At 75.0% G+C, this 12,364-nt stretch carries 9 protein-coding genes; 4 read left to right on the top strand and 5 right to left on the bottom strand.

Features of this window, described 5'->3' with window-relative positions; all coding sequences use genetic code 11:
- The 5 genes from VK501_RS18320 to VK501_RS18300 all read right to left on the bottom strand — a co-directional run bounded on the left by VK501_RS18320 (position 1) and on the right by VK501_RS18300 (position 5,849).
- The gene (locus tag VK501_RS18320) at positions 1-1,653 is read right to left on the bottom strand and encodes an FAD-dependent oxidoreductase (protein ID WP_324339885.1); all 1,653 of its coding nucleotides are present in this window, start codon (positions 1,651-1,653) and stop codon (positions 1-3) included.
- On the bottom strand, positions 1,650-2,444 hold the full coding sequence (locus tag VK501_RS18315) for a SigB/SigF/SigG family RNA polymerase sigma factor (RefSeq protein WP_324339883.1): 795 nt from the start codon (positions 2,442-2,444) through the stop codon (positions 1,650-1,652). The genes VK501_RS18320 and VK501_RS18315 overlap by 4 nt, the downstream gene beginning before the upstream one ends.
- 4 nt (positions 2,445-2,448) lie before the next feature.
- On the bottom strand, positions 2,449-3,240 hold the full coding sequence (locus VK501_RS18310) for a sigma-70 family RNA polymerase sigma factor (RefSeq protein ID WP_324339881.1): 792 nt from the start codon (positions 3,238-3,240) through the stop codon (positions 2,449-2,451).
- A gap of 199 nt (positions 3,241-3,439) precedes the next feature.
- On the bottom strand, positions 3,440-4,822 hold the full coding sequence (locus VK501_RS18305) for a hydantoinase/oxoprolinase N-terminal domain-containing protein (protein WP_324339879.1): 1,383 nt from the start codon (positions 4,820-4,822) through the stop codon (positions 3,440-3,442).
- On the bottom strand, positions 4,809-5,849 hold the full coding sequence (locus tag VK501_RS18300; protein WP_324339877.1) for a DUF917 domain-containing protein: 1,041 nt from the start codon (positions 5,847-5,849) through the stop codon (positions 4,809-4,811). Before VK501_RS18300 ends, VK501_RS18305 begins: the two co-directional genes overlap by 14 nt.
- Positions 5,850-5,894: 45 nt before the next feature.
- On the opposite strand from VK501_RS18300, the gene VK501_RS18295 reads away from it, so the two are divergent.
- From VK501_RS18295 to VK501_RS18280, 4 genes are read left to right on the top strand one after another with little or no spacing between them, the layout of a single operon-like run.
- A complete protein-coding gene (locus VK501_RS18295; protein WP_324339875.1) occupies positions 5,895-7,397 on the top strand; it encodes a helix-turn-helix domain-containing protein in 1,503 nt (500 codons plus the stop codon).
- The gene (locus VK501_RS18290) at positions 7,370-9,028 is read left to right on the top strand and encodes a DHA2 family efflux MFS transporter permease subunit (protein WP_324339873.1); all 1,659 of its coding nucleotides are present in this window, start codon (positions 7,370-7,372) and stop codon (positions 9,026-9,028) included. Before VK501_RS18295 ends, VK501_RS18290 begins: the two co-directional genes overlap by 28 nt.
- Positions 9,025-10,722: an FAD-dependent oxidoreductase gene (locus VK501_RS18285; RefSeq protein ID WP_324339871.1), complete on the top strand. Its 1,698-nt coding sequence runs from the start codon at positions 9,025-9,027 to the stop codon at positions 10,720-10,722. The genes VK501_RS18290 and VK501_RS18285 overlap by 4 nt, the downstream gene beginning before the upstream one ends.
- 7 nt (positions 10,723-10,729) lie before the next feature.
- Entirely contained in the window at positions 10,730-12,127 is a 1,398-nt protein-coding gene (locus VK501_RS18280; protein WP_324339868.1) for a sensor histidine kinase, read from the top strand.
- The last annotated feature ends 237 nt before the right edge of the window (positions 12,128-12,364 follow it).

Genomic DNA, 12,364 nt, shown 5'->3' with positions numbered 1-12,364 from the left:
TCAGTGCAGCGTGCCGAGGTGCTCGTGCACCAGGCGCACCGCCATCGAGCCCTCGCCGACCGCGGACGCCACGCGCTTGACCGAGCCGCTGCGCACGTCGCCGACGGCCAGCACGCCGGGCAGGTTGGTCTCCAGCAGCAGCGCGCGCCGATGGGCGTGGTCGGCCACGCCGGTGAGGACGAAGCCCTTCTCGTCGAGCTCCACGAGCCCCGACAGCCAGTCGCTGTGCGGGTCGGCGCCGATGAAGACGAACAGCGCGCCGCAGCCGAGCGTCCGGCGCTCGTGGGCCCGGTTGTCCTCGACGACGATCCGCTCCAGGCGGCCGTCTCCGTCGATCTCGCGCACCTCGGTGTGCAGGAGCACCTCGACGTTGGGCGCGCGCTCGATGCGGTCGACGAGGTAGCGCGACATGTCGGCGCCGAGGTCGTCGCGGCGGACGATCAGCCGCACGGGGGCGGCGTACTGCGAGAGGAAGAGCGTCGCCTGGCCGGCCGAGTTGCCGCCCCCGACCACCGCGACGGCCTGGCCGGCGCACAGCTGCGCCTCCATGGTGGTGGCCGCGTAGTACACGCCGTTGCCCTCGAACTCCTCCAGCCGCGGCACGGGCAGCTTGCGGTAGCGGGCTCCGCTGGCGATGACCAGCGCGCGCGTCTGGAGCGTGTGCCCGTCGGCCAGCCGGACGCGGTAGTGGCCGTCCTCGCGCTCCAGCGCGACCGCCTCCGCGGGGACCGAGATGCGCGCGCCGAACTTCCGCGCCTGGATCGTCGCGCGCTCGGCCAGCTCCCCGCCAGAGATCCCGGACGGAAAGCCCAGGTAGTTCTCGATGCGCGACGAGGTGCCCGCCTGGCCCCCGGTGGCCACGGCGTCCAGCGCGGCCGTGTCCAGCCCCTCCGACGCGCCGTAGACCGCGGCGGCCAGGCCGGCCGGCCCGGCGCCGACCACGACGAGGTCGCACACCGTCACCTTGTCGTCGACCGACTCGCCCAGCCCGATGGCCCGGGCGAGCTCCTGCGGGCTCGGGTTGCGCAGCACGCGGCCATGCCACACCACCACCGGCGTCTGGTCGGGCCGGACGGACATGCCCTGCAGCAGCTGCTCGGCGGCTCCGTCCTCCTCGAGGTCGATCCACCGGTACGGGATCCGGTTGCGGGCGCAGAACTCGCGCAGCCGCCGGGTGTCGGGCGAGTACCGCGAGCCAACGATCTTCAGGCCGGCGCCCAGGCCGATGAGGATCTCGCGCCGCATGAGGTAGGCGCGCAGGATGAGGTCGCCGAGCGCGGCGTCCTGGGCGACCAGCGCGCGCAGCCGCTCGACGGGCACCTGCAGGACCTCGCCGTCCTCGCGCATCACCGCGGTGAAGAACGCCGCCAGGCCCGTGAGCAGGCTCAGCTCGCCGAGGAAGCGCCCCGGGCCGTGGACCGCGATCAGGCGGTTCTCGCCGCCGTGGTCCTGGACGATCGCCACCGTCCCGGCCAGCACGACGAAGAAGTCGTAGTGCTCGTCGCCCTCCCGGAACACGATCTCGCCGGCCTTGACCGCCCGGCGCGTGCCGTACCGCGACAGCGCCGCGATCTGCTCCGGGCTCAGCCGCGGGTAGGCGCCGTCGTGGTCGGGGGTCTCCACGAGCGTCGGCGCCTCGGTGCGCGTGGTCATGTCCCGCTCGCGGTCGAGCGCTGCAGCGCGCCGGCCAGCGCCGGCTCGCCCCTGCTGGCCGCCTGCAGCCGGCCGAGCGCCTGGCGCAGGATGCGCGACACCTGCATCTGCGACACGCCGATGCGCCGGCCGATCTCGCCCTGGGTCAGGTCCTCGTAGTAGCGCAGGCGCAGGATCTCGCGCTCGCGCACGGGCACCGACCGCAGGAGCATGTCCAGCGCGCCGCGCTCGACCACGCCGCCGAAGCCCGCGTCCTCGTCGCCGAGGGTGTCGATCAGCGCGGCCTCGTCCTCGCTGTCGCCGCGGCGCGGCGTCTCGAACGAGATCGCGCGGTGGGCTCCGAGGACCATGCGGCCCTCCACGACCTCCTCGGTCGAGCACCCGAGCGCGTCGGCGAGCGCGTCGACGGTCGGCGGGCGTCCGGAGCGGACGGTGAGCTCGCGGCCGCCGCGGTCGACGCGCAGGGCGAGCTCCTGCAGCTCGCGCGGCACGTGCACGAACCACGTCGTGTCGCGGAAGTGACGCCGCAGCTCGCCGAGCACCGTCGGCGTGGCGAAGGACGAGAACATGGTCCCGCGTTGCGGGTCGAAACGGCGGATGGCCTTCAGGAGGCCGAGGCTGGCGACCTGCAGGAGGTCGTCGAACGGCTCGCCGGTCCCCCGGAAGCGCGCGGCGATGCGGCGGGCGAGCGGGAGGTAGCGCCGGAGGACCACGTCGGCGTCCACCGGGTCGCTCGGATCATGGAGCCGGCTGAACAGCCGGCGCTCGCGCTGGGCTTCGGTGGCATCCATCGCCTCAGCCCTGCCAGTCGCATGTCTCGCGGAGCTTCTCCAGCGCGCCCTGCTCGATCTGGCGCACGCGCTCGGCGCTGACGCCGAGCGTCCCGGCGATCTCGCGCAGGGTCTGCTCGGGGCCGTCGAGGCCGTAGCGCCGGCTCAGGACGCTGCGCTCGCGCACCGTCAGCTGCGCCAGGACGCCGGCGAGCACCCCCGCGGCGTGGCGGGGCGGCACGCGCTCCAGCGGATCCTCGCCGGCCGGATCGGCCAGTAGGTCGCCGAGCGCGCTGCCTCTGGCCTGACCTGCGGCGACGGGCTCGTGCAGCGCGCGCGGCGTGCGCTCGGCCGCGAGCAGGAAGCCGAGGTGCTCCTTGCGCAGACCGGTCGTCTCGGCCAGCTCGGTCGGGCTCGGCTCGCGGCCGTTGTCCTGCGCGAAGAGGCGCTGGGCGTCCTTGACCCGGGCCAGCTGACGCAGCGCACGGTCCGACAGGACGACGGGCCACGTCAGCTCGCTCACCAACTGCTGCATGGCCTGGCGCACCCACCACGAGGCGTAGGCCCAGAACGGCGTCTCCAGGGTCGGGTCGTAGCGGTCGAGGGCCCGCAGGAGGCCGACCACGCCCTCCTGCATGAGCTCCGCGCGGTCCACGGCGCGGGCGCCGCGATAGCGGTGGGCGACCGAGCCGATGAGGGGCATGAACGCGTCGACGACCTCGTCGCGGCGCACGGCGTCGTGCGGCCGGGCGGCGATGAGCATCTCGCGTTCGGCCTTCAGCGAGGTCTGCTGGTGGGTTGCCGAGATCACTGTCATGGCGTCCACCGTCCTCAACGTCTCCCGCCGCGTCTTCGGCGGACTTCACAGACGTGCGCCGCGGTCTGTGAGGGCTGCACAGATCCGGCGGCCGGCGGCCGGCAGGCGTTGCAAAACAACGCGGCGGGCGGGGTCTTGGGGAGGAGCACCGACGACGGGTCCGGGTCCGCCGTGCGGCTCTGGGTCTGAGTCGCCACCGTCAGACGCAGGGTCCGGTCGCGCGCACGCGGACGCGGAACGCCGGCTCGACGAGGTAGCTGAGCGGCATCTGCTCGACCTCGACGATCTCGACGCGCGCCGGGTCGGCCCCGGCGTGGATGGCGCGCTCGACGGCGGTCCGGTGCGCCCGCAGCAGCGCGGCGTCCAAATGGTCGGAGTCCCGGTCGCACACGACGTCGGCGCGCCCGCTCACCGGCGCGATGGCGGCGCCGATCGCCCCGGCGACGTCGCCGTGGGCGGGCAGGACGACCTCGTGGTCGCCGGGCAGCGCCTCCTCGACCAGCGCGGCCCCGCCGCCGACCGCGACGACCGGCGCGCCGGCGTCGCCGCCCAGGACGTCGACGTCCTCGAGCTCCCAGGCCAGCGCGTCGCCGCCGCCGTCGGCCGTGGCGGCCCCGACCGGCAGCGTCCACACCTCGGGCAGCGGGAAGTCGGTGTGCACGCCGGCCACCTCGGTCGGCGGCGCGGCTTCGCGCGGGAACCCGTGCACGAGCACGCTCACCTCGGTGCGGGTGCCGCCGACGTCGACGACCACCCCGTCGGCCACGCCGCTGAGCTGCGCGGCCCCGCGGATGCTGAGCGCCGCGCCGCTGCCGATCATGAGCACCGGGAAGCGCAGCGCATGCTCAAGTGCCATCACCGATCCGTCGTTCTGCGCGAAATAGGTCTCGGCCGCGATGTCCCGCGCCCGCAGCGCGCCGGTCAGCGCGGTGGCCACGGCCTGGACGGGAGCGATCAGCGTCGCGTTGAGCACCGTGGCGTTCTCCCGCGTGAGCAACCCGAACGAGCCGATCTCGTGGCTGGCGCTCACCGGGAGGCCGCTGCCCAGCTCGCGGCGGACCAGGTCGGCGACGGCCAGCTCCTGCTCCGGCGAGATGGGGGAGAACACGCCGCTGACGGCGACGGCCTCGGCGGTGCCGGCGACGCGGTGCAGGAAGCGCCGGACGGCGTCGACGTCCAGCGGCGTCGGCGTGCGTCCGTCGTACTCCGCCCCGCCGCCGACGATCTGCTCGCCCGCCGACACGGCCGCGCGCAGCTCCGCGGGCCACGTCCACAGCGGCGGGACACCGCCGGTCAGGGGCGACCCGAGGCGCAGGACCGCCACCCGCGTCAGCCCGCGCCGCTGCGCCAGCGCGTCGGTCACGCGCCGCGTGCCGAGCGTCACGCGCACGGGCCCGCCGGGGGAGATGGCGTCGGGCGCCGCGCCGAGCAGCTCGGCCAGCACCGCGTCGAGGCTGGCGCGCAGATCGCGCCCGACCGGCACCTTGGCGCGCGCGAGCAGCCGGCCGCCGCCGTCCATGAAGACCGCGTGGGCGTTCGTCGCCCCGACGTCGATGCCGACCCGCAGCTCAGCGCCGGACACGGACGGGCTCCGGTGCGATCGGCGCGTGGTCGACGTCCAGCCCGTAGGCGCGGGGGCCGGCCGCGGCGAGTCCGCGGGCCGAGCGCCAGATCTCCGGTGCCTCGAGCGCGATCAGGCGCACTCGCTGGCCGCGGTGCAGGCGCTGCGCCGGCACGGGCGCGCCGGACTGCGCGCCGAGGAGCGCGATGATGTCGGGGACGGCGGCCAGCACGTCGCCGTCCTCGAGCGCCAGCAGGTACTCGCTCTGCAGCTCGAGCCGCGCCCGGCGTCCGGCGTCCGGGCCCGTGCCGTGCAGCGTGGCGGAGCCGTGGACGCGCATGCCGTCGACGCGGCGCGCGACCTCGGTCACGCGCGCCTCCATCAGCAGGCGACCGGTGCCGTCGGGCGCCGCGCCGCACGCGAGCGCGCGCGAGACCGAGCCCGCGATCGCTCCCGCCCGCGCCTGCGCTCCGGTGAGGCCGGCCGGGGCGGCGGCGCAGACCCCGCCGAGCGTCGTCGACGCACCGCGCACGAGCCGCTCGGCCCAGACGGCGTCGGCGGCGTCGACGGCGACGACGTTTCCGCGGCCGTCGGTCAGCGCCCACGAGCCGACGTGCACGTCGGACAGCTCGAGCGCCAGCTGCGCCAGCGACGGGAAGGCGCGGCCCATGCCGTCGGCGTCGACCAGCGGGAGCCCGAGGCGCCCGGCCCAGACCACGGGCATCAGCCCGTTGCTGCCGCCGATCTCGTAGGGCATGAGCGCCGCGACGGGCGCGCCGGCCCGCGCCTCCACGGCGGCGCGCAGCACCAGGCCCTCGTCGCCGCTGGGGATGCGCTCGGCCGCGATGGTCGGCGAGCCGACCAGCCCGCAGGGCATGAGCAGGGCGTCGTCGGGCACGTCGTCGAGCCCGATGACGTCGACGGGGCCATGCTGATCGACCGCATGGCGGGCCATCGCCAGCGCCAGGTCGATCTCCCCGCCACCCCCTGCGCCGAGGATCGCGCAACCCCTCGCGAGGTCCGGCAGGGTGTCATCGTCAAGGCGCATCAGGCAGCGCTGGGAACACGGTCGGGCGGGGACTAGCATAAGCCCGTGGCGACACTGGAACAGCTCGTTGGGTCGCCGCCCCTGAGCCGACGGCTCAGCTATCTGGCACGCCCACAGGAGACCCCCGAAGTCCAGGGGGTCGCGCTGGTGGAGGACGTCTCGGAGCTCGATCGCGTCCGCGCGGAGACGATCGTCCTGCTGACCCGCGAGGCCTCGGCGGTCGCCGGCACGTACCGCTTCGACGTCGCCCTGCGCGTGGCGCGCAGCGTCGGACTCGCCGCGCTCGTGCTGTCGGGGCCCGAGCTGGCCGACGTCACCACGACGGCCGCGGCGATCGCCGATCGCGCGGGCATCGCGATCCTCGGCGCGCGACCCGATACCGACCTCGGCGAGCTGGCGATCGCGATCGGCCGGGAGCTGGCCGGCGGCGCCGAGGCGGCGTTGCTGCGGGCGCACACCGCGATGCGCGCCGTGCTCGCCCATCCGGCCGGCGGGACGCCCGAGGCGCTGGCCGGCCTCGCGAGCGCCGCGCTCGGGGTCGCCGTGTCGCTCGCGGGCAGCGCGCCGGCCGACGGGCCGGCGGCGCCGGTGGGCCGCGACGGGCCTACCGAGCTGTGGGTCGTCGCCGACGCTCAGGACGGCGACCTCGGCCTCGCGGTCGACCTCGTGCTGCCGATCGTCGCCGCCGGGACCTGGCAGGCGCTCGAGCACGCGCACCGGGCCGAGGAGCTGCCGATGCAGTCGCGGACCGAGGTCCTCACGGAGATGCTGGCCGTGCCGCCCGAGGCCCGCGACGCCTCGGCCTATCGCGCCCGCTCGCTCAGCATCCCGATCGACGGCTGGCACGTCGCGGCGCGCCTGGAGTTCGAGGAGCTCGCCGACGCGCCGGAGCGCGACGGCGTCGCGGCCTTCGCCGAGCGCGAGGCGATGGCGCGCGCGGTCCTCGGCGAGCTCGCGCAGGCGGGTGGGGTGTGGCACGCCGCCCGCTCGGGGACGGCGGCCGTGCTCGTGTCGATGACGTCCGAGGACCCCGGGTCGGGGGCGGCCGCGAAGCTGGCCCAGGAGATCGACGCCGCGCTCGGTCACGTCCGGCTGCCGCGGGCCACGACGGTCGTCCGCTGCGGCGTCGGCAGCCCCCATGCGGGCCTGGCCGGCCTGCTGTCCTCCGCCGCGGAGGCCCGGGCCGCCACCACCGCCGCGCGGACGACGCGGCGCGCGGGCAGCGCCGTGCCGTTCGACAGCGTCGGCCTCCGGCGCACGCTCGTGGAGTGGTACGCGTCCGACACCGCTCAGGACGCGATCACCACGGTCCTGCGGCCGCTCGTCGAGCTCGGCGGCGCGCGCTCGGAGCGCCTGATCCAGACGCTGCACGTCTACCTGGACCACCAGGGCTCGCTGACCAAGACCGCCGAGGCGCTGGACCTGCACCGCAACGCCGTGTCCTACCGGATCAACCAGATCTTCGCCATGCTCGACGTCGATCCCGAGAGCGCCGACGACCGGCTGCTGCTGCAGCTGGCGTGCCGCGCTCGCGAGATGGCGGCGTGAAGCGCTTCGACGCCAAGCGGCTGAGCCTCCTCGCGGCCATCATGGGGTCCTTCGTCGTCGGGCTCGACTCGACGGTCGTCAACGTCGCGCTGCCGTCGATCGCCAACGACCTCGGCGGCGGCCTCGCCGGCCAGCAGTGGGTGTCCAACGCGTACCTGCTCGCGCTCGGGTCGCTCATCCTCATCGGCGGGTCGCTGGGAGACGTGCTCGGCGAGCGCCGCGTCTTCACGATCGGCGTCGCCGGCTTCGGGCTCATGTCCGTCGTCTGCGCGCTGGCGCCGTCGATCGAGGTGCTGATCGCCGGCCGCGCGCTGCAGGGCGTCTTCGGCGCGCTGCTCACGCCGAGCGCGCTGGCGGTGATCGTCTCGGCGTTCCCACCCGACGAGCGCGGCGGGGCGATCGGGTCGTGGACCGCGTGGTCGGGAATCGCGACGGTGATCGGCCCGCTGGCCGGCGGCTACCTCGTCGACGCGACCTCGTGGCGCTGGATCTTCGCGATCAACGTGCCGTTCGTGATCGCCACGCTGGTCATCGTCGCGGTGGCCGTGCCCGAGCGGGTCCGCGCCGGGCGCCACGAGCCGATCGACGTGTTCGGGGCGGTGCTCTGCGCGCTCGGCCTCGCCGGGCCGGTCTATGCGCTGATCCGCCAGCCCGAGCTGGGGTGGACCGCACCCGGCGTGCTGGTGCCCGGCCTCGCGGGCTTCGCGCTCCTCGGGGGGTTCCTGGCCTGGGAGGCGCGTGCGCCCCACCCGATGCTGCCGCTCGGGCTCTTCCGGCGGCGCAACTTCTCGGTCGGCAACGCCGAGACGTTCCTCATGTACGGCGGGTTGAGCATCACCTTCTTCTTCCTGGTGCTCTACCTCCAGCAGGTCGCCGGCTACGACGCGCTGCAGGCGGGCCTGGCGACGCTGCCCACCACGCTCGTGATGTTCGCGCTGTCCAAGCGGGCCGGGCGCATGGCCGACCGCTACGGGCCGCGGTGGTTCATGGGCTTCGGCCCGCTGGTGGCCGCCGCGGGGCTGGCGTGGCTGTCGCGCATCGGCGCCACGGTGGACTACTGGACCGACATCCTGCCGGGGCTGCTGCTGTTCTCGCTCGGCCTGTCGGCGACCGTCGCGCCGCTGACGGCCACCGTGCTGGCCGACGCCGACGACTCCAACGCCGGGATCGCCTCGGGGGTCAACAACGCGATCGCGCGCGTCGCCGGGCTGCTGGCGATCGCGGCGCTCGGCGCGGTCGTCGCGGCGTCGTTCTCCTCGTCGATCGACCGGGAGCTGTCGGGGCGGCCGCTGAGCCCGGCGGCCCGCCAGGCGGTCGTCGAGGCCAAGCGGCGCACGCTCGCGGAGGCCGACGTCTCGCGCGTGCCGCCGCCCGAGCGCCGGCCCGTGGCCGAGGCGGTGCAGGCCTCGTCGGTCCACGCCTTCCATCTCGGCATCGGCCTGTCGGCGGTGCTGGTCGCGTTCGCAGGTCTGCTCGGCCTCGTCGGCATCGTCAACCCGCGGCGGGTCGTCCGCTGCGAGGACTGCGCGGGCGGCCAGCTCGCCGGCCAGCCCGCCGCGGCGGTCCCCCGGTCGGTGCCGGCGCTGTCGCTCTCGGGCGCCGAGACCGGTTCGGTACCGTCCGCTCCATGACCTCGGAGACGGCATCGGTCCAGCAGCCCGACGAGGTCGCACCCCGCCAGCGCCGCCCCGCGATCCTCGCGGTCGACGACGAGCCGGCGGTCCTCGCGGCGGTCGCGCGCGACCTGCGCCACGGCTTCGGCGAGCGCTACCGCGTGCTGCGCGCGTCGTCGGGCGCCGAGGGCCTCGAGATCCTCACCGAGCTGCGGCGCCGCGGCGAGCCCGTCGCCCTCCTGGTCGCCGACCAGCGCATGCCCGGGCTCTCGGGCACCGAGTACCTGATGCAGGCGCGCCAGCTCGCGCCCGACGCCAAGCGCGTCCTGCTGACCGCGTACGCCGACACCGAGGCCGCCATCGCGGCGATCAACGAGGTCGCGCTGGACTACTACCTGCTCAAGCCCTGGGATCCGCCCGAGGAGCAGCTCTACCCGGTGCTCGAGGACCTGCTGACGACGTGGGAGTCGGGCGCCGCGCTCGAGTCCGGCGGCGTGCGCGTCATCGGCCATCGCTTCTCGAAGGCCACGCACGAGCTGCGCGACTTCCTGGCCCGCAACCGGGTTCCGGGCCGCTGGCTGGACGTCGAGCGCGACGGCGAGGCGCGCGAGCTGCTGACCGTCGTCGGCGCCGACGCCGAGCACCTGCCGGTGGCGCTGCTGGAGGACGGCACGGTCCTCGAGCGCCCCACGCTGCTGGAGCTCGCCGAGCGGCTCGGCATCGCCGTGCAGCCGACGCAGGAGCACTACGACCTCGTGATCGTCGGCGGCGGACCGGCCGGGCTGGCCGCCGCGGTCTACGGCGCGTCGGAGGGCCTGCGGACCGTGATGATCGAGCGCGAGGCGCCCGGCGGCCAGGCCGGCCAGTCCAGCCTGATCGAGAACTACCTCGGCTTCCCCCGGGGGCTCAGCGGCTCGGACCTCGCGCGCCGCGCGACCGACCAGGCGCGCCGGCTGGGCGCCGAGCTCCTGACCGTGCAGGACGCGTCGCAGCTGCGCGTCGAGGGCGCGGGGCGCTTCATCGACCTCACCGGTGGCGGCGCGCTGAGCGCCAACACGGTGCTCGTGGCGTCCGGCGTCGCCTACCGCAAGATGGACGCGCCCGGCTTCGACCGGTTCGCCGGCGCCGGCGTCTACTACGGCGCCGCGATGACCGAGGCGCGGTCTTGCGCCGGCCAGCACGTCGTCGTCATCGGCGGCGCGAACTCGGCCGGCCAGGCCGTGGTCTACTTCAGCGGCTACGCGCGGAAGGTCACGATGCTGGTGCGCGCCGACTCGCTCGCCAAGTCGATGTCGCACTACCTGATCGACCAGATCGCGGCGCTGCCCAACGTCGACGTGCGCACCGGAGCGTCGGTGCTCGCGGCCGACGGCGACGACGGCCGCCTGCGCACCATCACCGTCCGGCACGCCGACGGCAGCGAGTCGGTCGAGGACGTCGACGCGTGCTTCGTGTTCATCGGCGCGTCGCCGCGGACGGACTGGCTCGACGGCGTCGTCGCCCGCGACGCCCGCGGGTTCATCCTCGCCGGGCCGGACGTGCGCGAGGAGGGCTGGCCGCTGAAGCGCGACCCGCTCGTGCTGGAGACCAGCGTGCCGGGCGTCTTCGTCGCCGGCGACGTGCGCGCCCGCTCGATCAAGCGCGTGGCCAGCGCGGTCGGAGAGGGCTCGATGGCCGTCTCGCTCATCCACGAGTACCTCGCGGGGGCGTAGCCCGTCCGTGCTGACGATCGCCGACCTGCGGCCGATCGACCTCTTCGACGACCTCACCGACGACGAGCTGGGCCGCTGGCTCGCGCCCGCCGTCGAGCGGCACCTGGCCGCGGGGGAGACGCTCGAGCGCCAGGGCGACGGATCCGCGGGGCTGCACCTCATCCTCGACGGCACGATCCAGATGCTGACCCTCGAGAACGGGCGGCCCGAGCCCCTGGCCCGGCACACCGGGCCGACGTGGATGGGCGCCATCCCGATCCTCACCGAGATGCCGGTGCCGGGTCTCATGCAGGCCGACGGCGAGGTGCGGCTGGTGACGATCCCGGTCGCCGACGCCTACGAGCTCATCGTCGGCCAGCGTCCGGTGTTCAGCCGGGTCATGGCCCAGGTCCGGCCGGTCATGTCGCGGATGACCCAGCGCGAGCAGAACCGCGAGCGCCTGGCGTCGCTGGGCACGATGGCCGCCGGCCTCGCGCACGAGCTCAACAACCCCGCCGCCGCAGCGCGCCGGGCGGCCAAGGCGATGTGCGACGAGCTGGCGGTGCTGAGCTCGACGATCGGGCACTTCGTCGCCGCCGGCGTGTCGCGCGAGGGGGCCGAGGAGCTCGTCGCCCTGCAGCAGGAGGCGCTGGCCGCCGCCGACGGCCGCACGGCGCTGTCGGCGCTCGACGCGGCCGACGAGGAGGATGCGCTGCGCGACGCACTGGAGGATCTCGGGCTCGCCGACGGCTGGAAGTACGCCGAGGCGCTGGCCGGCGCGGGGCTCGACGCCGCGTGGCTGGCGCGCGTCGCCGCCGCGGCGGGCGGCGCGACCGAGGCCGCCGTCGCGTGGGTGGCCGCGTCGCTGACCGCGTCCGGCCTGGCGTCCGACATCGCGGACTCGACCGAGCGCATGAGCCAGCTCGTCGGCGCGGTCAAGTCCTACGCCTACATGGACCAGGGCGACGTGGTCGACGTCGACGTCCACGAGGCGCTCGAGACGACGCTCGTCGTCCTCAACCACAAGCTCAAGCACACCAGCATCGAGGTCGTCCGCGACTACGACCGCGACCTCCCCAAGCTCATCGCGCGCGGCGGCGAGCTCAACCAGGTGTGGACCAACCTGTTGGACAACGCGATCGCCGCGCTGGGCGAGACCGGGACGATCACGATCAGCACGCGCCAGGAGGGCGACTGCGCGGTGATCGACATCGCCGACGACGGCCCCGGCATCCCACCCGAGATCCTCGACCGCGTCTTCGACCCCTTCTTCACCACCAAGGGCGTTGGCGAGGGCACCGGCCTCGGCCTCGACACCGCCCGCCGCATCGTCCAGGAACGCCACCGCGGCTCGCTGTTGGTGGCGTCGGAGCCGGGCCGGACGGTCTTCTCGGTGTGGTTGCCGGTGGCGAATACGGCGCGGTAGGGGGCGGCGCCCAGCTCGGGCGTTGGTCGTGCTGCGGCGCGTGGTCCGGGGTCACCGACGAGAGCGAGCGTTTGGGGACTGCCGGCGCCCCCGGGCGTCCGCCGGCGCGCGGGTGCGGGCGATCCGTGCGCGATTGACCCCCATATGCGGGGCCGATCCAGCATGCGTCTGCTGTTCGTGGGCGCCGGCGTTGGTGGCGTTCCGCTCGGGCGCTGGTGGTGCCGCGGAGCGTGGTTC

The sequence above is a fragment of the Baekduia sp. genome, assembly GCF_035318805.1.
Classification (GTDB): Bacteria; Actinomycetota; Thermoleophilia; order Solirubrobacterales; family Solirubrobacteraceae; genus Baekduia.
Note: the sequence above shows the minus strand (reverse complement) of the source record. Positions and strands in the feature narration are given on the sequence as shown.

What these genes read in the sequence shown, in the direction of transcription:
- VK501_RS18320 (WP_324339885.1), bottom strand. Translation starts at nt 1,653, where the DNA reads ATGACCACGCGCACCGAGGCGCCGACGCTCGTGGAGACCCCCGACCAC.
- VK501_RS18315 (WP_324339883.1), bottom strand. Translation starts at nt 2,444, where the DNA reads ATGGATGCCACCGAAGCCCAGCGCGAGCGCCGGCTGTTCAGCCGGCTC.
- VK501_RS18310 (WP_324339881.1), bottom strand. Translation starts at nt 3,240, where the DNA reads ATGACAGTGATCTCGGCAACCCACCAGCAGACCTCGCTGAAGGCCGAA.
- VK501_RS18300 (WP_324339877.1), bottom strand. Translation starts at nt 5,849, where the DNA reads ATGCGCCTTGACGATGACACCCTGCCGGACCTCGCGAGGGGTTGCGCG.
- VK501_RS18285 (WP_324339871.1), top strand. Translation starts at nt 9,025, where the DNA reads ATGACCTCGGAGACGGCATCGGTCCAGCAGCCCGACGAGGTCGCACCC.